We start from the raw sequence: 21,468 nt of genomic DNA on the forward strand, positions 1-21,468 counted from the left end.
CTCAGCCGCCGAGGGTGATGTGGTATGCCTTGCGCAGCGTCTCGTGCACGGTCCACGTCGTACGGTCGCCCTCGCGCAGCACGGCCGCGTCGCCGGGGCCGACCTCCAGGACGGCGCCGCCCTCCACCTCGATGGTGGCGCGGCCGCTGACGACCACGAACAGCTCGTTGGCCTCGGTGTCGGTCACCACGCCCGGGGTGATCTGCCAGATGCCGCGCAGCTGCTTGCCGTCGGCGGACTCCCAGAGGACCTTGCCGGTGACGACGGGGTCCCCGGAGACGATCTGCTGGGGGTCGAGCGGCTCCTCCTCCAGCTCGGCGTCCGGAATGTGCACGGCAAAAGAGGGCGCGTTCTGATCATTCGTGGTCATGGCCGGTCACCTTAATGGGTTTGCCGTGGGGCGCCGCCACGGGTTTGCCGCGGGGCGCCGCCCGCCAGGGATGAAGGAAGACCCGACTGGCAGGAGGCTGACCGTGTTGGTGGTGTCCGACGAGGTACAGGCGGCTCTCGCGCGACGGCGCCCGGTCGTGGCCCTGGAGTCCACGATCATCGCGCACGGGCTGCCCCGCCCCCGCAATCTGCGCGTCGCCCACGAACTGGAACAGGCCGTACGCGACGAGGGGGCCGTGCCCGCCACGATCGCCGTGCTCGACGGGCGCCCCCACATCGGCCTCGGCAAGGACCAGTTGGAGCGGGTCGCCGGGGAGGACGGCATCCGCAAGCTGGGCCACCGGGACCTGCCGCTCGCCGTCGCGGCGGGCGCGAGCGGGGCGACGACGGTGTCCGCGACGGCCCTGCTCGCCGCACGCGCGGGACTGCGTGTGTTCGCCACGGGCGGGCTCGGCGGAGTGCACCGGGAGTGGACCCTCACCCAGGACGAGTCGGCCGACCTGGGGCTGCTCGCGCGGACCAGGATCACGGTCGTGTGCGCGGGCGTGAAGTCGATCCTGGACGTGGCCGCGACCCTCCAACGCCTGGAGACCCTGGGCGTGGCGGTGGCGGGCTACGGCACGTCCCGCTTCCCCGGCTTCTACCTCACCGACTCCGGGCACGACGTGGACTGGACGCTGCGCACACCGGACGAGGTCGCCGCGGTCATGCGCGCCCAGGACGCGCTGGCCGCACCGGAGTCGGCGCTCGTCGTGGCCCATCCCGTACCGGAAGCCGAACAGCTCGAACCCGCCCTCCACGCGCGCGTACTCGACGAGGCGCTGCGGGAGTGCGCCGCGCGAGGCGTGCAGGGCCAGGCAGTCACCCCGTTCCTCCTCGACCACTTGATGCGGCACACCGAAGGGGCCTCCCTGGAGGCCAACCTCGCGGCGGTACGCGGGAACGTACGGCTTGCGGGGCGGATCGCGTCGGCGTGGACGCGGGCGTGACGGCTTCGGGTGAGCCGCCGGACGCGGGCGTCGGGCCAACCGGCGGGCCACCGACCCCCGGCGCGATGGCCCCCGGCGGGCCCGACCGTCACCCGGCGCCCTCCCCGAACGGAACCGGCGCCCTCCTGGTCGTGGGTGACGTCGTCACGGACATCGTCGCCCGCCACCGGGCGCCCCTCGCCCCCGGCACCGACACAGTCGCGGCGATCCGCACCGTGCCGGGCGGCGCGGGCGCCAACGTCGCCTGCTGGGCGGCGCACTGGGGGTGCCGCGACGTGCGTTTCCTCGGCCGGGCGGGTGCCGACGCCGCCGCGTGGCACGAGGAGACGCTGCGCCGTGCCTCGGTACGTCCCCATATCGCCGTCGACCCCGAGGCGCCCACAGGCACGGTGATCTGCCTGGTCGACGCGGCCGGTGCGGCGGCCGAGCGGACCTTCCTCACGGACAGCGGCGCGTGCCTGCGCCTGTCCCCCGCCGACTGGACGCCCGCCCTGCTCGACGGCGTGACCTGGCTCCACCTGTCCGGCTACCTGTTCTTCGCCGAGTCCAGCCGCGCGGCGGCGCGGGCGGCACTGGCGTCGGCACGCGCGCGTGGGGTGACGGTGAGCCTGGACCCGGCGTCCGTGGGGTTCCTCGTCCGGCACGGCGTGGACCGCTTCCTGGCCGACGCGGCCGGCGTGGACGTACTGCTGCCGAGCCGCGACGAGGCACTGCTCCTGACGGGGCCACCCGGGACGACGGGACTCGCCGACGCCACGGGCCTGGCCGCCGCTGCCGGGCCGACCGGGCCCGCCGCCGCGGCCGCCGAGCTGAGCCGCCGGTTCCCCGAGGTGGTGGTGAAGCTGGGCGGGGACGGCGCGCTGGCCGCGCGGGACGGGCGCGTGCGGGTCCGCGTCCCGGCGGTGCGAGCGACCGCCCGGGACTCCACGGGCGCGGGCGACGCGTTCACCGGGGCGTACGTCGCGTCGCGGATGGCGGGGGCGGGGCTGCGGGGCGCCGTGAGCGAGGGGTGCAGGGCGGGGGCGCGGGCGGTGTCACGGGTGGGGGCCCGGCCGGAGCTGCGGGCCCCGCTTCCCGGGGGACGTGCGGGGGCTCCCCCGGGGGCGTGAGGCGCTCCGGGTGCGGGGTCACTCTCCGGGTGCGGGCTCACTCTCCGGTGTGGACTTACTCTCCGGCGTGGACTCACGCCCCGGTCGAGGGCCGCGTCTCGGTACAGGCCCCGCGCCCGGACCCACACCCAGGTCCGGGCTGACGCTCCGGTCCAGGGCCGCACCTCAGTCCAGGGCCCCGTTCCTCGGTCCAGGCCCCGCGCCCGGACTCACGCCCCGGTCCAGGCCCCGCGCCCGCGTCCGGGCTCGCGCTCCAATCCAAGCCCCACCCAGCCCCGGCTCACACCCGTCCACGCCCCGCCCGGGCCGGGCCGGGCTCACGCTCCCCTCCAGGCCCCGCCCGGCCCCACCAGTCCCAGCCCGGCCCCCGACTCACCCTCCGATCAAGCCTTGCGGGCCCACGCCGACACCAGCGGAGCCGTGGCCGGGACGACGACGCGGTCGGCGACATGGGCGAGGTGTCGTTCGATGTCGTCGTGCGAGGCGAGGCCCGCCGCGACGAGGTCCGCGCGGACCTGCTCGACGGTGGCGGACTCCAGGGCCGCGCACGCCGGGGAGACGAGCGGGAAGTACGCGTCCGCCTCCACCTGCCGCAGTCCCGCCGCGCGCAGCAGCCTCGGCAGCACCCGCCCGAACGCGAGGTCGACGCCGCGGTCGGCGAGCAGCGCGCGCACGCCGCCGCGCAGCCGGTTCGCCGCCTCCTCCTCGGGGCCGTGCTCGTCGGGACAGGCCAGGGGCTGCAGGGCGGGGTCGGCCTCCTCGATGAGGAGCCGGCCGCCGGGGCGCAGCGCCTTGATCATGGAGTGCAGGGCCCGCTCGCGGTCCGGTACGTGGGTGAGGACGAGGCGGGCGTGCACGAGGTCGAAGGCCTCGGCGGGCGGCGCGTCGGCGGCCACGTCGTGGGCACGGACCTGTACGGGCGGGCGCGCGGCCGAGAGGAGCGGCGCCGTGTCCGTGGCGGTGGCGAGCACACGGCCGGTGGGGCCGACCCGTTTGGCGAGCCAGGACACGACGGACGTGCCGCAGGCGCCGACCTCCCAGCAGCGCCAGCCGGGCCCGATCCCGAGCCGTTCGATGTGCCGGAAGGTGGTGGGGTCGAAGAGGGCGGCGAAGGCGCTGGAGCGGGCCGCCGACTGGTCGGGCCTGCCGTCGAGGAGATGTCCGTCGGTTCGCGTCATGTGGCGATCATTACAGTTCCGGAGCGGAGTATTCCGTTCCCACAGGCCTCACCGTGGTGTCGGACCGGACTGGCAGACTTGCTCATCAAGTCCAGCACGAGGAGCTGCACATGTCGATGTCGGGCAATCTGCGGAAGGTCGGAAGCCTCCGCAAGGTCGGGAATCTGCGGAGCGTCCGCGGCCTGCGCAAGGTCGCGGGACTGACCCGGCGTGGCCCTCGCGTCGACCTGAGCCACCCCGCCCGCTCCCCGCTGGGCTCGTCGGTGGTGAAGTGCGTGACCTATCGCAAGGGGGTGCGCCAGACACCCGCCCGCGACGGCGATCTCGTCGAGGCCGTGGGCCAGGTCCGCAAGCACGACGACGGCTTCGTGTGGCTGGGGCTGCACGAGCCGACGGAGCGGGAGTTCGCGGGCATCGCCGAGCTCTTCGACCTGCACCCGCTGGCGGTCGAGGACGCGGTGCACGCCCACCAGCGGCCGAAGGTGGAGCGCTATGGCCAGACGCTGTTCGCCGTGTTCAAAACGGTCTGTTACGTGGAGCACGCGGAGCTGACCGCGACCAGCGAGGTGGTGAACACCGGCGAGATCATGGTCTTCGTCGGCAAGGAGTTCGTGATCACCGTGCGGCACGGCAGGCACGGCTCGCTCGGCCCGCTGCGCGAGGAGCTGGAGGGGACGCCGGACCAGCTGGCGCAGGGCCCGGCGGCGGTCCTTCACGCCATCGCGGACCAGGTCGTGGACGACTATCTGGTGGTGGCGGACTCGGTGCAGGCCGACATCGACCAGGTCGAGGCGGAGGTGTTCGCGCCCGAGGGCGCCCGCGGGGCCGACCCCGGCCGGATCTATCAGCTCAAGCGCGAGCTCCTGGAGCTGAAGCGGGCGGTGGTGCCGCTCGGCCGCCCGCTCCAGATCCTCGCCGCCAAGCCGATGCGCCTCGTCGCCCCGGAGATACAGGCGTACTTCCGCGACGTGGACGACCACCTCAAGCGGGTCACCGAACAGATAGCGGCCTTCGACGAACTGCTGAACTCGATCCTCCAGGCCCACCTCGCCCAGGTGACGGTCGCTCAGAACGAGGACATGCGGAAGATCACGGCCTGGGCCGCCATCGTCGCCGTACCCACGATGGTCTGCGGGGTCTACGGCATGAACTTCGACCACATGCCCGAGCTGCGCTGGCAGTACGGATACGGCCTGGTGATGGGAGTGATAGCGACGGCGTGCGTCCTGCTGTACCGCGGTTTCCGGCGCAACGGCTGGCTGTGACGGAGGCCCGGACGGGGCAACCGCGGGACGGGTCAGGCGCGGGACGGGTCAGGACTTGGCGTAGACGCTCTCGACCCAGGCGGAGAGCTGTTCGTCCGTCAGGTGCTGGGCGAGGTCGGCCTCGCTGATCATGCCGACGAGGCGCTTGTTCTCGATCACGGGCAGCCTGCGGATCTGGTGGCCCTGCATCTCGTGCAGCACCGCCTCGACGTCGGCGTCCGACGCGATCCAGCGGGGTGTGCCCTTGGCCATGTCGCCCGCGGTGACCTTGGCCGGGTCGTGCCCCATCGCGACGCAGCCGACGACGATGTCCCGGTCGGTGAGGATGCCGCACAGGCGGTCGTTCTGGTCGCTGATGGGCAGGGCGCCCACGTCGAGTTGGCGCATGAGCTGGGCCGCGCGGTCCAGGGTCTCGTGCGCGGGGATCCACTGGGCACCCCGGTGCATGATGTCTCCGGCGGTGGTCATGGGTACCTCCCGGTGCCGGACGGCCGGCGCGGCGCGGGGGCGCCGCTAGTCCCGGCGTCCTCATTCTCGTCGCGGCACCCCCGGGCCGCACCCGCAGCCGCGACGGGGCTGATCGGCACTGGTCGGAGCGGGTCCGGTCCGGTCGGGTGGAGGCCCGGCGGGTCGAGGCCGAGCGTGCGGCCGGGACCAGGTGCGGGTCGAGGCCGAGCGTGCGGCCGGAACCGGGTGCGGGTCGCGGGTCGCGGGTCGCGGGTCGCGGGTCGCGGCCGAGCGTGCGATCGGGGCCGGGCGCGAGGCCGGATCAGCCCGTCCAGGCCGGGTGGCGCGGGTCGTCGGCCCGGACGACGACATCGGCCGCCGCGGTGGGGTCGGCCTCCGCCTCGTACCGGTCGAAGGCGGGCAGGGTCCACTGGTCGTCCGGCGGGGTGCGTCGCCGCAGGGCGCCGGCGGAGAGGTGGACGTGCACGGCCAGGTCGAGGGGGAACCAGTGGCCGAGGAGCAGGGGGCCGTGCAGCAACAGCAGGGCTCCGGGAGGGAGTTGGACGTAGGGGGTGCGGGTGGCGCGGTCGGCGTGCGGGTCCCACAGGTCGGGCAGGACGCGGCCGGTGCCGCCGGGGTCCAGCGGTCCGAAGACCTCGCGCCAGAGGGCGCCGGTGTCGAACCAGCCGCTGTAGTACGCCTCGACGTCCTCGTGTCCGTACTCGAGGCGCAGCGAGGCGGGCCGCAGGAACCCGGCCGTGCCGACGACGAGCGAGGGCCGCCCGCGCACGCGCAGCGCCTCGGCCACCGCGGCGGCGAGTTCGCCGGGGCGGGCGGCGGGGGCGCCGTCGAAGGCGACGCGCGGCCAGGCGCCGCCGTCCCGCGGCTCCAGGCCGAGCAGCCGGTCGGCGAGGGTGTCCGTGAGCCGTTCCCAGGTGATCGCTTCGAGTCGCACGGGCCCATGATGCGGGGTGCCGGTGGGCGGGCATGAACCGGGCATGGCCGTTCCTCGCGTGCGCACCGGGCCCGTCGTCATCCAGCCGCTGAAGCGCAGGCGTTGTGTGGAGTGCCGGGGCGGACCGCTGTCGCTGCTGGTCGACGAGGGCGGGCAGCCACGTTGCCTGGACTGCGCGGACCTCGGGCACCTGGTGTATCTGCCGCGCGGGGACACGGCGTTGACGCGGCGGGCGCGGGAGGGCAGCGGGCTTGCCGCGGTGGTCGTGCGGTTCAACCGGCGCAAGAGCCGGTACGAGCGGCAGGGCGTCCTGGTCGAGGAGGCGGCGCTCGTCCGGGCCGAGGAGCGCTGCCTGGCCGACGCGGACGCGCGGGCGCGGCGGCGGGCCCGGGACGGCGCCCGGCGGGCCGGGGAGGACGTGCGGTTCGTCGGGGAGTTCGCGGCGGAGATCCGCCGGCTGTTCCCGGGCTGCCCGCGGGACCGGGCCCAGGCGATCGCCGCGCACGCGGGCGCCCGGGGCAGCGGCCGCGTGGGCCGCAGCGCCGCAGGACGCGCCCTGACGCCGAGGGCGGTGACGGCGGCGGTGATCGCCGCGGTACGGCACACGGACACGGAGTACGACGAGCTGCTGATGCGCGGGGTGCCGCGGGGCGAGGCGCGGCGTGCCATCGCGGGCGCGGTCGAGGAGCGGTTGCGCGGGTGGCGGGAGGACGGGCCCGGGCGGGGCACCGGGGCATGAGGCGCCGGTCCTGGCCGGGGAGACCGAAACCCGGCCGGGGAGACCGAAACCCGGCCAGGGCGACCGCAGGCCCGGCCAAGGACACCGCAGGCCCGGGCCGGACCGGGGCGCCACCCCGCCCAAGCGCCCGCACCCGACCCACACCCGCACCCACACCCACCCGACCGGCACCCGCACACGCACCCCGCCCAAGGCCCCCGGCCAGTGAGACGCGGGCTTATGGGTGTGCGGCGTCCGCGTATGGCGTCCGGCTCGTCGTGGTCATTGACTGGTCACAGACACACCGCGCCGTGCAGGATCGGGCGCGCCACGCCGGCCGACGGAGGCCGGACCCACCCAGGGAGTAGCCATGATCGACGGACCGTACTTCGTGCTCACCGTTCTCGGTGCGGTGACCTGTGCCCTCGTCGCCGGGGTGTTCATCGGCTTCTCCACCTTCGTGATGCGGGGACTCGCCGCGCTGCCGTCGGCCCAGGGCATCGCCGCGATGAACGCGATCAACGTCACGGCGGTCAGGCCGCCGTTCATGGCCGTGTTCATGGGGGCGACCGGCGTCAGCGTGGTGCTGGCCGTGGTCACCTTCGTGGTCTGGCCGGACGAGGGCGCGGTGGAGCTGCTGCTCGGCTGCGCGCTGTATCTCTTCGGCTGCTTCGGGGTGACGGTCGTGGCGAACGTGCCGCGCAACAACGAGCTGGCGAAGGTCGACGCGGCATCGGAGTCCGGCGCGGAGTACTGGCGTACGTACGTGGCCGAATGGACGATGTGGAACCACATCCGGACGGGTGCCGCCACCGCCGCGACGGTCTCCTTCATCCTCGGCCTGACCTGAGGGGCCTCGGCCCGGCCCGGGAGTCCTCCGCCTGACCTGGGAGTTCCCGGCCGGCCGGGCGCCGCTCCGCCGCCGCCGGAGCACATGCCGACCCCGTCTCCCCGGCATACCGTGGTGGCTGAAAGACGCGCCCTACGCGTAGGGAGACGGCCATGGCCGACCCCAAGGGGTTCCTGCGGCACCCGCGCCGCGAGTGGCCGCGGCGGCCGGTGGGCGAGCGGGTGAAGGACTGGGACGAGGCGTACGTCCCCGGGGCGCCGCTGCCCCTGATCGAGGAGCAGGCCGACCGGTGCATGGACTGCGGGGTCCCGTTCTGCCACCAGGCCTGCCCGCTGGGGAACCTGATCCCCGAGTGGAACGACCTGGTCTCGCGGGCCGACTGGCGCGCCGCCGCCGAGCGGCTGCACGCGACGAACAACTTCCCCGAGTTCACCGGCCGGTTGTGCCCGGCGCCGTGCGAGGCGGGCTGCGTCCTCGCCATCGACCAGCCCGCGGTGACCATCAAGAACGTGGAGGCGGCGATCGCCGACCGCGTCTGGGCGGACGGCCTGGCCCCGCCGGTGCCGCCGGAACGCCTGACCGGGAAGTCGGTGGGGATCGTCGGGTCGGGCCCCGCGGGCCTCGCGGCGGCGCAGCAGCTGACGCGGGCGGGGCACACGGTCGTGGTGTACGAGCGGGACGACCGGGCGGGCGGGCTGCTGCGCTACGGGATCCCCGCGTTCAAGATGGCGAAGCACCACCTGGAGCGGCGGCTCGCGCAGCTGCGGGCCGAGGGCACGAGGTTCCGTACGTCGACGGAGGTCGGCCGGGACATCGGCGCGGCGGCGCTGCGGAGCCGCCATGACGCGGTCGTGCTCGCCGTCGGGGCCACGGCGTGGCGGGAGCTTCCGGTGCCGGGCCGGGAGCTCGTGGGGGTCACCCAGGCCATGGAGTACCTGCCGCAGGCCAACCGCGTGTGCGAGGGCGACCTCGACGTCTCCCCCCTGTCCGCCGTCGGCCGGCACGTGGTGATCGTGGGAGGCGGCGACACCGGGGCGGACTGCCTGGGCACGGCGGTCCGGGAAGGCGCCGCGTCCGTGACCCAGGTGGACATCCGCGCGCTCCCCCCGACGGAGCGGGACGAGACGGCCGACCCGTGGCCCACGTACCCCACCGTGCACCGGGTCTCCCCCGCCCACGAGGAGGCCGAGGCGTTGGGTTTCGGCCAGAATCCGGACGCCGACGCGCGGCTCTTCGCGGCCTCGACGCTGCGGTTCTCCGGGGACGCCGCGGGGCGGGTGCAGGCCGTTCACCTGGGCACCGTCGATACGCGGCGGCGTCCGGTGCCGGGCGCCGAGCGGGTCCTCAGGGCCGACCTGGTGCTGCTCGCGCTGGGGTTCCGGGGGCCACAGGTGACCGTCGGGACCGCGGTCTCGGAACTGGGAGTGACGGTGGCGCCGGACGGCACGGTCGCCAGGGACGGCGGCTACGCGACGAACGTTCCCGGGGTGTACGTCGCCGGGGACGCCGGGCGCGGCCAGTCCCTGGTGGTGTGGGCGATCGCGGAGGGCCGCGCGGCCGCGGCGGCCGTGGACCGCCACCTCATGGGCTCGACGTCACTGCCGTCACCGGTCACCGCGCACGACGGCCCCCTCAGACCGTGACCGGGTACCGCGGAACAGGCCGCCGACCGCCCCCTCAGGCACAAGAGCCCGCCCCACAGCCCGCGGCGAGCGACCCCCACCCCTTACCGGGCGCGAGCGACCCCCACCCCTTACGGGCGCGAGCGACCCTCACCCCTTACGGGCAACCCCGCCGTAGATGGGCAGCGGCCCGTCCCCGACGGGCTCCGCCCGCTCGCCCAGTTCCGGGTGCCACGCGTCGGCCACCGTCACACCGGGCTCCACCAGGTCGAGGCCGTCGAAGAAGCGGACGACGTCGGGGCGGTCGCGCAGGGCGAGGGTGAGGGCGCGGGACTTGTACAGGTCACCGGCCGTCCTGGCCCGGTCGGGGGTGAACTCGCCCGTGCCGTGGGACAGCATCAGGAAGCTCCCCGACGGCAGCGCGGACACCAGCTCGTCCACCACTTCGTACGCGCCGTCCTCGTCGGGGACGAAGTGCAGCAGCGCGATCAGCGACAGGGCGACGGGGCGCGTGAAGTCGAGGGTCTTGCGGGCCTCGGCGAGGATGGCGGCGGGTTCGCGGGCGTCACCCTGGATGTACTCCGTGGCGCCCTGGGGCGTGGACCGCAGGAGCGCCTCGGCGTGGGCGAGGACGATCGGGTCGTTGTCGCAGTAGACGACGCGGGTGTCGGGCGCGATGCCCTGGGCGATCTGGTGCAGGTTGGGCTCGGTCGGGATGCCGGTGCCGATGTCGAGGAACTGCCGGATCCCGGCGGTGGCGAGCCAGCGCGTGGCGCGCTGCATGAAGGCGCGGTTGGCGCGTGCGACGGCGGGGATGCGCGGGTCCATGGCGACGAGCTGGCGGCTCATCTCCTCGTCGACGGGGTAGTTGTCCTTGCCGCCGAGCCACCAGTCGTACATCCGCGCGGGATGCGGCTTGCTCGTGTCGATGTACGACGAGCCGCCCTCGGAGGCCTGCCCCGTCCCGGTCATCTGTGGCTCCCTTGCCCCTTCACCGAGGTCCGCGCGCACCGTGGTCGAGGTGTGCGCGCACGACGTACGAGTTCACCGGCGGATGCGGCACCCGCCGCCCGGCCGGTGGCGTAACCGCGCACCCGCCGGTGACGTACCCGGTCACGACAGCAGAAAGTCCGCCTCCCCCGCCTTCGCGCCCTGTATGAACGCCCGGATCTCACCGTCCGTGTAGATGAGGGCGGGGCCGTCCGGGTCGGAGGACTGGCGGACGGCGACGCGGCCGTCGTCCAGCTTCATGGCTTCGAGACAGTTGCCGCCGTTGCCGCCGCTCCACGGCTTGTGCCAGCCCTCGGCGCCGAGTTCGCGCGCGGGCATGCCGTTGTAGATCCGGGACCCTGGGGGCCGGGAGTCGGCGCGGGTGTCGGGCCGGGACGCAGGGCCCGTGCCCGCACGGTGTCGATCTCGGTCCATTCACAGCTCCTTGCGGACATCCCGGAGGATCTCCTTCGTGCGTTGTGCGGTAGCGGCCTGGGCCGCCATGCGGTCCATGACCTCAAGATGCGTCGCCACCTCGGTGCGGGCGTCCAGATAGACGGCACCGGTCAGGTACTCGCTGTAGACCATGTCCGGCAGCTCCGCCATCGCGAAGCGGAAGAGCACGAACGGCCCGAAGGTGCCCGGGTGCGGCCCGGAGGAGAACGGCGCGACCTGGAGCGTCACGTGCGGCATCTCCACGGCTTCGAGCAGTCGGTCGATCTGTGCCCGCATCACGTCGGGGCCGCCGACGGGCCTGCGCAGGGCGGTTTCGTCCATCACGGCCCACAGGCGCGGCGCGTCCTCGCGGGTGAGCAGCGCCTGGCGCTCCATGCGCAGCGCCACGTACCGCTCGATGTCCTCGGGACGGGTCTGGCCGATGGCCCCGGAGCGCAGCACGCCACGCGCGTAGCTCTCGGTCTGGAGCAGTCCGGGCACGAAGTGCGGTTCGTAGGACCTGATGAGGCTCGCGGCGCCCTCCAGGCTGACGTACATGCTGAACCAGCCGGGCAGGATGTCGTGGAAGCGCTGCCACCAGCCGGGCTTGTTCGCCTCCTCGGCGAGCAGCACAAAGGCGTCGGCCTCTTCGTCCGTGACGCCGTACGCCTTCAGGAGCAGCTGGAGATACGGGATCTTCAGCGCGACCTCGGCCGTCTCCATGCGGCGGACCGTGGCGGGGGCCACGCGGAGTACCCGCGCGGCTTCGTCGCGTTTCAGACCGGCTCGTTCGCGCAGGTCCTGCAGGCGACGACCGAGAACGACCTGTCCGACGGTCGGCGCCGACCGCGGTTCGCTCACGTCCTACCTCCACCCACTTCGCGTCGCTCTCTGCATCGCCGTTGTACGACTCGCGTTACCGTGCGTCACCGCACTTCACCACGTGTCGCGCACGTCACGCCGCTCGGTGAGGCGTTGCGAGAAGTGTGCCATGGGACGTCTCAAAGGAACACGTCACTGTGCACTTTTCAGAGTGGGTCTTGCCAAGGTGTTCGCGGCGGGGCGATAGTGGAGAGCGTGACTCCGCCCGCATCGTTAGGAACTGAAGCCACCCGAGCTCGACTTGGCGTTTGTGCCGAGGGTCGGGCGGAGGCCGGCGAGCCTTGCGTCACCTTCACTCTTGCCGCGATGCCGAGTTCTGTGGCGCGGGCAAGGCGGCTGACGCGCGAACGGCTGTGTTCCCTCGCGGTCGGCGACGACGCCTGCGACCTGGCGGCGCTCGTCGTATCGGAGCTGGTCACCAATGCGATCGTGCACACCGCGAGCAACACCGTCGTCTGCGAGATCTGCACGGGAGCCGACACCGTGCGGATAGCCATACGCGACGAGGGTCGGAACGCGGGCGTGCCACGGCCGACAGGGCTGCGGGGACCTGACGAGGAGCATGGGAGGGGACTGCTTCTCGTGAGCGCCGTGAGCAACGCATGGGGTGTCCAGGACTCCGGATCCGGCCTTTCGGTGTGGGCGGAGCTGCCCAGATCACCCGATCCGGCGGCGTGCTTCGGCACGCGGGAGACCGGTGTCCACGGTTTCGATACGGAGGCCCTCGGCTACACGGACGTCGAGGGCATCGAGGCCTTGACCGACGGCCTGTGAGCCGAATGACGGGGATGCGAGTGCGACAGTGATGCGGTCGGGGGACATGTGAGCACGAGGACAGCGCGACTGCTCGACCTTGGCACCTTGGTACGGCTCTCGCGAGAGCGGGAGCGGGCGGTCGGACGGCGAGTCGTGAGTGTGCAGCCAGTGGCACGACTCGCCGTCCCCGCCGGAATGCGGCAACCCCTCGGCTGCGACGCGGTCGCCATGCCGGCGGAGTTCGGTCCGCGCCTCCTGGAGCGACTGCCCCGGGTGGGATGTGTGTACGAGGACGGGCCGCGCTGGTGGTGGATCGTGCCGGCGGACTCGGACGTGGCCCTGCAGTGGCCGCCGTCGGCGTTCTACTCGCCGGGCGCCGTGGTTCCCGACGCGACCCGGGAGCCGGTGCTCGTGCACCGGCCCGAGGGCTCCGTCCCCTATACCCCGCCGATCCCCCTCTATCTGGGCCTGTGCCGCCTCTCGGGGGCCGTTCCGGGGTGGGCAGGGGCCGTCCGGGCCTGAGGCCCGGACGCTGTCAGGCCGCCGGGCGCCCGCTCGCCTCCTGACCCCGCACGATCACCAGGAACGCGTCGCTCGACAGGTCCATCACGACCTCCGCGCGCTGCCCCTCACGACGCCGGTCCCGCGCGAACTCCTCCGCGGGCCACGACCCGCGCGGTCCGCCCGCCGGAAAGCTCTCAAGCACCACTCGTCCGTTCATCATGTTCACGTTCCCCCGTGTACGACTCGGCGCTCTGTTCGCTGCGCCTGTCTGTGCTTCTCTGCGGTTGGTGAAAACCAAGACCTTGCACTGAGGAGAACGCGCGCCGCACCCCGAACGGCTCACAACGTGACCGAAACGACACGGAGTTGGGTCCCTACGGCAGCACGGTGTCAGTACCCGTACCCGTCGTAGTCCTCGTACTCGTCGTGGTACCGCACCCGGTCGCTCCCCGCCGGAGCCCCGAGCGCCGACGCCCGGCCCCGCGGCCGCTCCCACTCCTCCTGGCGGCCGAGCGCGGTGAGGTCGAGCAGGCTGGTGGTGGAGCCGATGCCGTCCAGGCCCCGGTCGAACGTGGAGTACGTGTGGAAGACGCGGTCGCCGTCACGCAGGAAGCAGCTGAGTCCTGGCCGGTCCTGGACGCGGCCGTCGGCGCCCGCGAACGACGCGGCGAAGTCGCGGTTGAACTCGCCGCCGCACGCCGAGAACCAGGGCACGACCCAGCCCATGCGGGCCTTGAAGGGCAGGATGCGGGTGAAGGGGGCGCGCGAGACGGCGACGAAGGTCGTGCCGCGGGCCCGCAGGTGCGCGAGGTGTCCGATCTGGTCGAGGAACGCCGAGCAGCTGCGGCAGCCCGCGTCCCACTCGGGGGCGAACATGAAGTGGTACACGATCAGCTGGGCGCGGCCGTCGAACAGGTCGAGCAGGGTCGCCTTCCCGTCCGCGCCGTCGAACAGGTAGTCCTTGTCCACCTCGACCATGGGCAGCCCGCGCCGGTCGGCGTTCAGCTCGTCGCGGGCGCGGGTGGCGGCCTTCTCCTTGGCGAGCAGCTTGTCGCGGGCGGCCAGCCACTCCGCGCGCGTGACGATGTGCGGCAGTCCCATGGCGCATTCCTCCGGATCCGGTCCGCGGTCGCGGGTTCTCGGGAGGGCTGACTGGATGTCTCACAAGAACTCATCGGTCCCGTACGGGATTTCCCGGATTTTTTCTCAGCCGGGCCGTGGCCGGGTCGCCCGATCCCGCCACAGAGGGCGCCGCACCCCCGCGACGGGCCCGGTTCAGAAGGTTCAGAACACCACCGGCAGCGCGAGCAGCCCCCGTGCCCGCATCGAAGGACGCCACCGCAGTTCGCTCTCGGGCACGCCGAGCGCGAGGTCCGGGAAGCGTTCGACGAGCGCGCCGATCGCGGTCGTCAGCTCCAGGCGGGCCAGGGGCGCGCCCACGCAGTGGTGGATGCCGTGGCCGAGGGCGAGGTGGCCGCTCGCGTCGCGGGTGAGGTCGAGGCGTTCGGGTTCGGGGAAGCGGTCGGGGTCGCGGCCCGCGGAGCCGAGGCCGAGGAACACCGTCTCCCCGGCCGGGACGGTCACGCCGCCGATCGTGACGTCCTCGCGCGCGAAGCGCCGGATGGAGAACACCGCCGACGTGTCGTACCGCATGAACTCCTCGACGGCGCCCGGCAGTCGCGCCGGGTCGGCCCGCAGGGCGGCGAGCTGGTCGGGGTGGCGCAGGAGCGCGAGGACGGCGTTGCCGATGAGCTGGACGGCGTTCTCGTACCCGGCGAAGTGGAGCAGGAAGGCGAGTGACGTCAGCTCGTCCTCGCTGAGCCGGTCGCCGTCGTCGCGGGCCGCGATCAGGTCGGAGAGCAGGTCCTCGCCCGGCCGTTCGCGCTTCTCGGCGATGAGCGCGGTGTAGAACCCGAGCATCGCGACGACGGTCTCCTTGGCGCGGTCGGGCTTCGCCGGGTCCGGTGCGATGAGCGCGTCGGTCCAGTCCGTGAAGTCGCGCCGGTGGTCGGCGGGCACGCCGAGGAGGTCGCAGATGGTGGTGATGGGCAGCGGCGCGGCGTACGCGGCCACGAGGTCGGCGCGGCCCGCGCCCTCGACGGCGTCGAGGAGTTCGTCGGCGGTGCGCCGGACGGGCGCGCGCAGGCTCTCGACGCGCTGCTTGGTGAACGCCTTGACGACCAGGCGGCGGATGCGGGTGTGGTCGGGCGGGTCCATGTTCAGCATGTTCGCGTCCAGCGCGGGCGGCAGCGAGAAGCCGCGGTAGCTCCCGGGCGACGCATGCCTCTTGTCCACCGAGAACCGCTGGTCGGCGAGTGCCGCACGGACGTCCGCGTAGCGCGTCACGAGCCAGGCCGGGGTGCCGTCGGGCCCGGTGATCCGCCGCACGGGGGCGGTCCGGCGCAGCTGCGCGTAGGTGCCGTAGGGGTCGGTCATGAGCCCGTCGAGGTGATCGGGTTTCGCGGGGGTCGCCATGGGTTCCACCCTAAGGAGCGCGGCGGGCCGAAGATCGGCGGGCCCGGACGCGAGAGGCGGCGGACCAGCCGGGAGGGAGGGAGCCCGCGTGCCCCTGCGGCGGCGGGCGCCCGCCTCACCCGTCGTACTCCTGGATCCGCTTCCCGTGCCCCCGCTCCACCAGCGCGGGCATCCGCTCCCCCAACTCCGCCACGACGGCCGCCACATCGACCGTGAGCAGCTCCCGGTCCCGCATCAGGACGCGGCCGTCGACGACGGTGGTGCGTACGTCCCCGCTGCGCGCGCTGTGCACGAGGGTGGCGGCCAGATCGTGCACGGGCTGGGTGTGCGGTCCGGTGAGGTCGACGAGGATCAGGTCGGCGCGGCGGCCCACGGCGATGCTGCCGATCGCGTCGCCGAGGCCCACCGCGCGGGCGCTCTGCAGCGTGGCGTGGTGCAGGGCCTGCCGGGACGTGAGCCAGCGCGGGTCGCCGGTCGTGGACTTCTGGACGAGGGCGGTGAGCGCCATCGCCTCCCAGACGTCGAGGGAGTTGTTGGAGGCGGCGCCGTCCGTGGCGAGGCCGACGGGGATGCCGAGTTCGGCGAGGGCCCGCACCGGGGTGGGGTCCCAGGCGAACTTCAGATAGCCGCGGGGCGCGCTCGCGACGCCGACGCGGCCCGTGGCCCCGGCCAGGACGGGCAGGTCGCGCTCGACGATGCCGGTGCCGTGGGCGATGAGGACGTCGACGTCGAGGAGCCCGGCGCGGTGCAGGATCTCGATGGGCGTGGCGCCGTGCCGCTCGATGCTGTGCTCGGTCTGGGCGCGGCTCTCGGCGGCGTGCAGATGCACCAGCAGGCCGTGCTCGCGGGCGAGTTCGGCGGTCGCGGCGAGGTCGGCCTCGTCGACGGTGTAGGGGGCGTGCGGGGCCAGGCAGGTGGTGACGCGGCCGTCGGCGGATCCGGCGCGGCGCAGCGCGAAGTCCAGGGACGCCTCCCGCCCTTCGGGGCCCTGGGAGGAGAAGTAGGCCTGCCCGAGGCTGGCCCGCAGGCCGGTCCCGGCGACGACGTCGGCGACGGTGTCCATGGCGAAGTAGTGGTCGGCGAAGGTGGTGACGCCGCCGCGGATCATCTCGGCGCAGGCCAGGCGCGCGCCGAGCTCCACGTCGCGCTCCTGGAGGTTGGACTCGATGGGCCAGACGTAGTCGTTGAACCACTCCTCCACGGGCAGGTCCTCGGCGATGCCGCGCAGGGCCACCATCGGGGAATGGGTGTGGCAGTTGACGAGGCCGGGCAGGGCGGCCTGGCCGCGGGCGTCGACGCGTTCGACGGCTTCGAGGTGCGCGACGGCACCGGTGGTGGTGACGTCGGCGATGACTCCGTCGCGTACGACGATCGCGGTGTCCGCCGCGAAGCCGACGCGCTCGGCCGAGTCGTGGACGAGGGCCGTGCAGCCCATGATGATGAGGTCGGCGGGGCCGGATGCGGCAGGCGCGGTCATCCGTTCACGGTACGGGGAGTGGGTCGCCGTGGGCCTGTCGCGGCAGGCGTTTCGGGAGCACTCTGGCGTCAGCCGCCCGCCGCGGGGCAGCGGCCGCCCGCCGCCCCGGGCCCGCGGGAAGACCACACGACGGCGCCCGCGCGAGCGCCCGCCCCGGCCGGGAACTCCCTGCCCTGGTGACGCTCCCGCCACGACGCCGAGAAGGAGCCCGGCATGCTCCTCGGCACCTGGAACCTGGAGAACCTCTACCGGCCCGGCGGCGAGTTCGGGCCGCGCGACAAGGCGGCGTACGAGGCGAAGCTGAGCGCGCTCGCGGAGACGGTGCGCGCGCTGCGGCCGAGCCTGCTCGGCGTGCAGGAGGTCGGCGACCCGGCGGCGCTCGCCGACCTGGCCGGGATGCTCGACGGCCACTGGCGCACGGCCGTGTCGGAGCACGCGGACAGCCGGGGCATCCGGGTGGGGTTCCTGAGCCGGCTCGACCTGGAAGTGCTCGCGGACGTCGAGGCGTTCCCGGCGAAGCTGCGGCCCGTGCAGGGCGACGACGCGGGGACACCGGTCGCCACGACCGGCCGTGGCCTGTTCGCCGTGCGGATCGTCACCCGGGCCCTGACCGTGGACGCGGCGGTCTGTCATCTGAAGTCCAAGCTCCTGACGTACCCCGGCGGCCGGTTCCAGCCGCGCGACGAGGGCGAACGGGCCCGCGTCGGCGCGTACGCCCTGTACCGCCGGACCGCCGAGGCCGCGACCCTGCGCGCGCTCGCCGACCGGCTGCTCGGCGGGGCCGGACTCGACCGCGACGTGGTGGTGCTCGGTGACCTCAACGACGAGGTGGCGGCGGCCACCACCCAGATCCTGCTCGGCCCGCCCGGATCCGAGCTCGGCACGCCGGGGCACGGCAGGCCGGACAAGGGCGACGCGACCCGGCTGTGGAACGTGGCGCCGCTGATACCGGCCGAACGCCGCTTCTCCCGCGTCACCTTCGGCCGCCGCGAACTCATCGACCACGTCCTGACGAGCCACCGCCTGACCGGCCGGGTGACGGCCGACGGCGAGGCGGGCACGGGCCTGCCGGACGCGGCGGCGGGGCCCGACCTGCCGTCGGTGGGGGCGGATCCGCAGGCGCGCAGGGACGCGGCGGGGTCGGACCACGCGCCGGTGTGGATACGTTTCCAGCCCTAGCGCGCGGCTGCGACGACCCCAGGCCGCGTCGGCGCCGTCGCCGTCGCCCCGGCCGCCCTCATCCGCGCGGAAGCACCGTGGAGAGCACCCCCGGCAGCGGATACCAGTCGGACGACACGATGCTGGCGTGCCGTCCCGCGAGGAGGGCGACGCGGTCGCGGGCCTGGGCCTCGGTCGGGTGGGTGGCGCTGATGGCGGGCGGCACGTTGTGGGCGTCGGACATGACGACGAGATAGCGCCGGTCGGCGTACCACTTGGTGTCGACGGACCCGCCCGCGTACACCGACGCGTCCCCGTCGAACAGCACGAACCACGGCCGGATCGAGGCGTCCTGGTAGCGCGTGCGGGGGTCGCCGGACGCGGCGCCGAGCACGGCGGGGAAGGCGCCGGCGTCCGCGAGGCGGCCGGCGGCGGCGAGGTCCCGCAGGTGCGTGGCGTACTCGCGGTCGGTCCACAGCCTGTCGGCCGGGTTGTTCTGCTCGACGGTGCCGGGGATCAGCTCGACGATGAACTTGCCCGCGAGGTCGGACCGGTCGGGCCAGCCTTTCTTCTGTACGGCCTCGTCGAGGTTCGCGCCGCCCTCGGCGAGTTGGCCGGGGCGGTAGAGGGCGTCGCCGAGCTTGCTGCGGAGCAGGGCGTCGAGTTCGGCGGGGCCGCGGCCGTTCTTCGCCTGGAAGCCGTCCTTCAGCTCGACCTTCACGAGGACGGGCCGGTGGCCCGGGTGGGCGTCGTGCCAGGCCTTCATGTCGGAGAGGCAGCCGTCGAGCCGCTGGTTGCGGGCCTTCGTCCGCAGCTCCTCGGGCTTCTGCGCGTTCTCGCAGTTGTTGTCGTTGCCGACGGGGTTGCTGTGCGAGACGCGCCAGCCGCCGCCGAAGACGTTGGTCCACACGTCGAGTTCGAGCATGCCCGCGCCGGAGTCGAGGGCGTCCGCGAAGTAGGGGTACTTGGACTTCTCGTACGCGTTGTGGACACCGACGCCGGTGGTGGCGGCGTACGGCGCGTCGGCGGCGGGCGCGGAGGCGGGGCCGCTGTCGGCGAGGGCGGACGGGGCGGCGGTGAGGGCACCGGCGAGGGCGAGCCCGAGGGCTGTGCCCCACCCGCGCCGCGCCCCCACACTCACGGCACGTGGCGCACGTGGCGCACGTGGCGCACCTACCGCCCCTTCCCCACGTCCCGCACCCTCCACACCCTCCGCACGCCCCATCACTGCCCGCACCGTCGTCCCCTCCGCCACACCCGTCAAGTCCTGGGAAAGGTAAGGGATGAGGGTGACGGGACGGAAGACGGCGACTTACGGACAGGCCCCGTGCGTCGACACGTCCACAAGGCCCAGGTCCTCTACCGTGTACGCCCGTCGACGCCGTTCCGCACGCGCCCGTCGGCACCCCTGCCCGTCGCCCGGCCCGCGTGGCCGCGCGCCCGCACGAAAGGCGGCCCCATGGCCCTCACCCTCACGCTCACCGGCCCGCGCCTCGCCCTCGCCGCCACGGCGGCGGTCCTCGCGATCGGCGCGCCGACGGCGTACGCGGCCCTGGACTCCGAGGACACCGCACCCCGCACGCAGGCCACGGCCGCACGCGGCAAGCCCTTCGTCGAGACCCGCCTGTTCTTCGGCACGGAACGCCCCGACGGCGGCCCGGCCGTGACGGACAAGCAGTTCATGAAGTTCATCGACACCGAGGTCACGCCGGGCTTCTCCGACGGCCTGACCGTCCAGCAGGGCCGCGGCCAGTGGAAGGACAGCAACGGCAAGATCGAGCGGGAGCGCTCGTACGAGCTGATCCTCCTCTACCCCACCGCCGAGGCGAAGAAGCGGGACGTCCTCATCGAGGAGATCCGCTCCGACTACGAGAAGAAGTTCAAGCAGGACTCGGTGGGGCGGTTGGACGATCGGGCGCGGGTGGACTTCTGAGGAGCATGACGGCGTGAAGCACGTGGACTTCTGAGGCACGTGGACTTCTGCGGCACGTGAAGTTCTGCGGCACGTGAAGTTCTGCGGCATGTGGAGATCAGACGCGCGCGGCCTCCTGACGCGCGCGTCGGCTCCGCCTAGCCCAGCGTGACGTCGCCCACGGTGTGGGCCTGGATGACGTTCCCGTGCTGCACGCCACCGCTGATGCTGTTGCGCACGCTGCCACCCCGCCCCTCCTCACCCCCGTCGGGCGCCAACTCGTCGAGCAGCACCCGCAGTTCGGCGGCGGCTTCGGGGTCGTCCCGCAACGCCCGTCGCATCCGGTTGCGCCACTCGGCCTGCACATCGGCGGCGGTGTCCGCGTCCTCGGCGTCCCGCGCGGCGACCAACTCCTCGCGCGCCTCGTCGAGTTCACCGGCGACGGCGACGGCCGCACCGTCCGCACCGTCTCCGTTCCCCGCGCGCCGCCGCGTGAAGAACCCGACGACCCGCTCCCGCGCGTGCGTCCACCCGTCCCCCACCATCGACTGCACGAGAGCCGTGGCTCCGGCCGCCGCGAGGGCCGTCAACTCTGCGTCCACGGGGTCTCCTTCGTCGCTGCTGCCGCCGCTGGGGAGTCCACGGTAGCGGCCGCGCGCGTCAGCCGCCGAGCAGACTCGTGAGGGCGCCCACCGGGTCCTCGTCGGCGGGGCCGTCCGGCCACCAGTCGGCCGGGCCGGTGTGGGGCTCGGCGCGGTAGGGGTACCAGCGGCCGTCGTGGCCGTACCGGATCTGGTGGGTGCCGGTGGGGTCCGTGAGGTGGTTGCGCTGAATCGTCATGCGGGGCAGGTCCGCTGCGGCGAGGGCGCCCCTGGCCCGGTCGAAGGGGCCCGCCGGTGGGTCCCAGGGGGACTCCAGGACCGCCAGGCCCTCCTCGCCGCCCTGCCGCCAGGCCGCCGCCGCGCGGGACAGGTCGGCGGGCGTGCGGCCCACCGACGCGGCCAGCTCGGCGAATTGCCGGCTGAAGGTACGGCGACCCGTCAGCCCCGGGTGGGACGCGGCCAGCCGCACCGCGTCGAGCCACGCGTCGGCCGCGAACGGGGACTCGCCCCACCTCAGGTACGCGTACGCCCGCGCCGCCGCATCCGTCGCGAGGAACTCCAGCGCCGTGGCGTCGGGCGCACCCGGCACGACGGGCAGGAGGGGCGGCTCGCCGGGGTGCGGCGGCACGGGGAAGGGGGGTGGGAGCGGGGGGCGGTAGTCGCTGGTGAGGGCGTCCCGGGCAGGGGTGCCGGGGAAGGACGGGGGTGTGAGGGGCGGTGTCGCGGGTCCTGGGGGGTGGGGTGCGGGGGGGGG

General features: G+C 73.8%; 23 protein-coding genes and 1 pseudogene. 10 read left to right on the top strand and 14 right to left on the bottom strand.

Annotated elements, in window-relative coordinates:
* Window position 1: 1 nt before the first annotated feature.
* Window positions 2–370, bottom strand: a complete 369-nt coding sequence (locus OO63_RS20120; protein ID WP_030358774.1) for a cupin domain-containing protein — start codon at window positions 368–370, stop codon at window positions 2–4.
* A gap of 70 nt (window positions 371–440) precedes the next feature.
* Between OO63_RS20120 and OO63_RS20125 the strand changes: the two genes are divergently transcribed.
* Together OO63_RS20125 and OO63_RS20130 are read left to right on the top strand one after the other, a co-directional pair.
* The gene (locus OO63_RS20125; protein ID WP_030358773.1) at window positions 441–1,379 is read left to right on the top strand and encodes a pseudouridine-5'-phosphate glycosidase; all 939 of its coding nucleotides are present in this window, start codon (window positions 441–443) and stop codon (window positions 1,377–1,379) included.
* A gap of 65 nt (window positions 1,380–1,444) precedes the next feature.
* Entirely contained in the window at window positions 1,445–2,488 is a 1,044-nt protein-coding gene (locus OO63_RS20130; RefSeq protein ID WP_033264295.1) for a carbohydrate kinase family protein, read from the top strand.
* Window positions 2,489–2,871: 383 nt separating this feature from the next.
* Here OO63_RS20130 and OO63_RS20135 read toward each other — a convergent pair whose 3' ends face one another.
* Window positions 2,872–3,666, bottom strand: a complete 795-nt coding sequence (locus OO63_RS20135; RefSeq protein WP_030358771.1) for a methyltransferase domain-containing protein — start codon at window positions 3,664–3,666, stop codon at window positions 2,872–2,874.
* A gap of 110 nt (window positions 3,667–3,776) precedes the next feature.
* Between OO63_RS20135 and OO63_RS20140 the strand changes: the two genes are divergently transcribed.
* Window positions 3,777–4,931, top strand: a complete 1,155-nt coding sequence (locus OO63_RS20140) for a magnesium and cobalt transport protein CorA (protein WP_030358770.1) — start codon at window positions 3,777–3,779, stop codon at window positions 4,929–4,931.
* A 48-nt stretch (window positions 4,932–4,979) separates the two neighbouring features.
* Here OO63_RS20140 and OO63_RS20145 read toward each other — a convergent pair whose 3' ends face one another.
* Both OO63_RS20145 and OO63_RS20150 read right to left on the bottom strand, forming a co-directional pair.
* A complete protein-coding gene (locus tag OO63_RS20145) occupies window positions 4,980–5,399 on the bottom strand; it encodes a CBS domain-containing protein (protein ID WP_030358769.1) in 420 nt (139 codons plus the stop codon).
* Between the two features lie 301 nt (window positions 5,400–5,700).
* The gene (locus OO63_RS20150) at window positions 5,701–6,333 is read right to left on the bottom strand and encodes a nucleoside/nucleotide kinase family protein (protein ID WP_030358768.1); all 633 of its coding nucleotides are present in this window, start codon (window positions 6,331–6,333) and stop codon (window positions 5,701–5,703) included.
* A gap of 43 nt (window positions 6,334–6,376) precedes the next feature.
* Here OO63_RS20150 and OO63_RS20155 point away from each other — a divergent pair, with 43 nt between their 5' ends.
* From OO63_RS20155 to OO63_RS20165, 3 genes are all read left to right on the top strand, one after another.
* Window positions 6,377–7,072 (top strand): DUF2293 domain-containing protein, encoded by a 696-nt coding sequence (locus tag OO63_RS20155; protein ID WP_030358767.1) that lies wholly within the window; start codon window positions 6,377–6,379, stop codon window positions 7,070–7,072.
* Between the two features lie 349 nt (window positions 7,073–7,421).
* The gene (locus OO63_RS20160) at window positions 7,422–7,901 is read left to right on the top strand and encodes an anthrone oxygenase family protein (protein WP_030358766.1); all 480 of its coding nucleotides are present in this window, start codon (window positions 7,422–7,424) and stop codon (window positions 7,899–7,901) included.
* A gap of 152 nt (window positions 7,902–8,053) precedes the next feature.
* Window positions 8,054–9,544 (top strand): glutamate synthase subunit beta, encoded by a 1,491-nt coding sequence (locus OO63_RS20165; RefSeq protein WP_030358765.1) that lies wholly within the window; start codon window positions 8,054–8,056, stop codon window positions 9,542–9,544.
* A 129-nt stretch (window positions 9,545–9,673) separates the two neighbouring features.
* Here OO63_RS20165 and OO63_RS20170 read toward each other — a convergent pair whose 3' ends face one another.
* The 3 genes from OO63_RS20170 to OO63_RS20180 form a co-directional block, all read right to left on the bottom strand.
* Window positions 9,674–10,495 (bottom strand): SAM-dependent methyltransferase, encoded by an 822-nt coding sequence (locus OO63_RS20170; RefSeq protein ID WP_030358764.1) that lies wholly within the window; start codon window positions 10,493–10,495, stop codon window positions 9,674–9,676.
* Between the two features lie 141 nt (window positions 10,496–10,636).
* A complete protein-coding gene (locus OO63_RS20175; protein WP_051811012.1) occupies window positions 10,637–10,852 on the bottom strand; it encodes a DUF397 domain-containing protein in 216 nt (71 codons plus the stop codon).
* 96 nt (window positions 10,853–10,948) lie between these two features.
* Window positions 10,949–11,809 (bottom strand): helix-turn-helix domain-containing protein, encoded by an 861-nt coding sequence (locus OO63_RS20180; RefSeq protein WP_030358762.1) that lies wholly within the window; start codon window positions 11,807–11,809, stop codon window positions 10,949–10,951.
* A gap of 327 nt (window positions 11,810–12,136) precedes the next feature.
* On the opposite strand from OO63_RS20180, the gene OO63_RS20185 reads away from it, so the two are divergent.
* Both OO63_RS20185 and OO63_RS20190 read left to right on the top strand, forming a co-directional pair.
* Complete coding sequence (locus OO63_RS20185; RefSeq protein ID WP_078619242.1) at window positions 12,137–12,604, top strand: ATP-binding protein; 468 nt, start codon at window positions 12,137–12,139, stop codon at window positions 12,602–12,604.
* Window positions 12,605–12,739: 135 nt separating this feature from the next.
* Window positions 12,740–13,108 carry a hypothetical protein gene (locus tag OO63_RS20190; protein WP_428835929.1) on the top strand — a complete coding sequence of 123 codons (369 nt, stop codon included), beginning with the start codon at window positions 12,740–12,742 and terminating at the stop codon, window positions 13,106–13,108.
* Between the two features lie 13 nt (window positions 13,109–13,121).
* Here OO63_RS20190 and OO63_RS20195 read toward each other — a convergent pair whose 3' ends face one another.
* The 4 genes from OO63_RS20195 to OO63_RS20210 all read right to left on the bottom strand — a co-directional run bounded on the left by OO63_RS20195 (window position 13,122) and on the right by OO63_RS20210 (window position 17,042).
* The gene (locus OO63_RS20195; protein ID WP_030358759.1) at window positions 13,122–13,310 is read right to left on the bottom strand and encodes a hypothetical protein; all 189 of its coding nucleotides are present in this window, start codon (window positions 13,308–13,310) and stop codon (window positions 13,122–13,124) included.
* Window positions 13,311–13,480: 170 nt separating this feature from the next.
* The gene (locus OO63_RS20200) at window positions 13,481–14,191 is read right to left on the bottom strand and encodes a DUF899 domain-containing protein (protein WP_030358758.1); all 711 of its coding nucleotides are present in this window, start codon (window positions 14,189–14,191) and stop codon (window positions 13,481–13,483) included.
* 183 nt (window positions 14,192–14,374) lie between these two features.
* The gene (locus OO63_RS20205) at window positions 14,375–15,565 is read right to left on the bottom strand and encodes a cytochrome P450 family protein (RefSeq protein WP_030358757.1); all 1,191 of its coding nucleotides are present in this window, start codon (window positions 15,563–15,565) and stop codon (window positions 14,375–14,377) included.
* Window positions 15,566–15,680: 115 nt separating this feature from the next.
* The gene (locus tag OO63_RS20210) at window positions 15,681–17,042 is read right to left on the bottom strand and encodes an amidohydrolase (protein WP_030358756.1); all 1,362 of its coding nucleotides are present in this window, start codon (window positions 17,040–17,042) and stop codon (window positions 15,681–15,683) included.
* A gap of 213 nt (window positions 17,043–17,255) precedes the next feature.
* Between OO63_RS20210 and OO63_RS20215 the strand changes: the two genes are divergently transcribed.
* On the top strand, window positions 17,256–18,221 hold the full coding sequence (locus OO63_RS20215) for an endonuclease/exonuclease/phosphatase family protein (RefSeq protein WP_030358755.1): 966 nt from the start codon (window positions 17,256–17,258) through the stop codon (window positions 18,219–18,221).
* Between the two features lie 58 nt (window positions 18,222–18,279).
* Here OO63_RS20215 and OO63_RS20220 read toward each other — a convergent pair whose 3' ends face one another.
* The gene (locus OO63_RS20220) at window positions 18,280–19,335 is read right to left on the bottom strand and encodes a phosphatidylinositol-specific phospholipase C domain-containing protein (protein WP_030358754.1); all 1,056 of its coding nucleotides are present in this window, start codon (window positions 19,333–19,335) and stop codon (window positions 18,280–18,282) included.
* Between the two features lie 324 nt (window positions 19,336–19,659).
* On the opposite strand from OO63_RS20220, the gene OO63_RS20225 reads away from it, so the two are divergent.
* Window positions 19,660–20,133, top strand: a complete 474-nt coding sequence (locus tag OO63_RS20225) for a DUF3574 domain-containing protein (RefSeq protein WP_030358753.1) — start codon at window positions 19,660–19,662, stop codon at window positions 20,131–20,133.
* Window positions 20,134–20,270: 137 nt separating this feature from the next.
* On the opposite strand, the gene OO63_RS20230 is transcribed toward OO63_RS20225, so the two are convergent.
* Window positions 20,271–20,714, bottom strand: coding sequence for a hypothetical protein (locus OO63_RS20230; protein WP_030358752.1), 444 nt, complete (start codon window positions 20,712–20,714; stop codon window positions 20,271–20,273).
* Window positions 20,715–20,772: 58 nt separating this feature from the next.
* A pseudogene (locus tag OO63_RS20235) lies at window positions 20,773–21,468 on the bottom strand (SWIM zinc finger family protein); the annotation flags it as partial.

It is taken from the genome of Streptomyces alboflavus, from assembly GCF_000716675.1.
In the GTDB taxonomy this organism is placed as follows: domain Bacteria; phylum Actinomycetota; class Actinomycetes; order Streptomycetales; family Streptomycetaceae; genus Streptomyces; species Streptomyces alboflavus.

Bases quoted from the DNA above. Each gene is read 5' to 3' on its own strand.
- OO63_RS20185 (WP_078619242.1), top strand. From the start codon at position 12,137: ATGCCGAGTTCTGTGGCGCGGGCAAGGCGGCTGACGCGCGAACGGCTG.
- OO63_RS20135 (WP_030358771.1), bottom strand. From the start codon at position 3,666: ATGACGCGAACCGACGGACATCTCCTCGACGGCAGGCCCGACCAGTCG.
- OO63_RS20130 (WP_033264295.1), top strand. From the start codon at position 1,445: ATGGCCCCCGGCGGGCCCGACCGTCACCCGGCGCCCTCCCCGAACGGA.
- OO63_RS20200 (WP_030358758.1), bottom strand. From the start codon at position 14,191: ATGGGACTGCCGCACATCGTCACGCGCGCGGAGTGGCTGGCCGCCCGC.
- OO63_RS20205 (WP_030358757.1), bottom strand. From the start codon at position 15,565: ATGGCGACCCCCGCGAAACCCGATCACCTCGACGGGCTCATGACCGAC.
- OO63_RS20140 (WP_030358770.1), top strand. From the start codon at position 3,777: ATGTCGATGTCGGGCAATCTGCGGAAGGTCGGAAGCCTCCGCAAGGTC.
- OO63_RS20125 (WP_030358773.1), top strand. From the start codon at position 441: ATGAAGGAAGACCCGACTGGCAGGAGGCTGACCGTGTTGGTGGTGTCC.
- OO63_RS20175 (WP_051811012.1), bottom strand. From the start codon at position 10,852: ATGCCCGCGCGCGAACTCGGCGCCGAGGGCTGGCACAAGCCGTGGAGC.
- OO63_RS20210 (WP_030358756.1), bottom strand. From the start codon at position 17,042: ATGACCGCGCCTGCCGCATCCGGCCCCGCCGACCTCATCATCATGGGC.
- OO63_RS20160 (WP_030358766.1), top strand. From the start codon at position 7,422: ATGATCGACGGACCGTACTTCGTGCTCACCGTTCTCGGTGCGGTGACC.
- OO63_RS20195 (WP_030358759.1), bottom strand. From the start codon at position 13,310: ATGATGAACGGACGAGTGGTGCTTGAGAGCTTTCCGGCGGGCGGACCG.
- OO63_RS20145 (WP_030358769.1), bottom strand. From the start codon at position 5,399: ATGACCACCGCCGGAGACATCATGCACCGGGGTGCCCAGTGGATCCCC.
- OO63_RS20215 (WP_030358755.1), top strand. From the start codon at position 17,256: ATGCTCCTCGGCACCTGGAACCTGGAGAACCTCTACCGGCCCGGCGGC.
- OO63_RS20225 (WP_030358753.1), top strand. From the start codon at position 19,660: ATGGCCCTCACCCTCACGCTCACCGGCCCGCGCCTCGCCCTCGCCGCC.
- OO63_RS20120 (WP_030358774.1), bottom strand. From the start codon at position 370: ATGACCACGAATGATCAGAACGCGCCCTCTTTTGCCGTGCACATTCCG.
- OO63_RS20165 (WP_030358765.1), top strand. From the start codon at position 8,054: ATGGCCGACCCCAAGGGGTTCCTGCGGCACCCGCGCCGCGAGTGGCCG.
- OO63_RS20170 (WP_030358764.1), bottom strand. From the start codon at position 10,495: ATGACCGGGACGGGGCAGGCCTCCGAGGGCGGCTCGTCGTACATCGAC.
- OO63_RS20155 (WP_030358767.1), top strand. From the start codon at position 6,377: ATGGCCGTTCCTCGCGTGCGCACCGGGCCCGTCGTCATCCAGCCGCTG.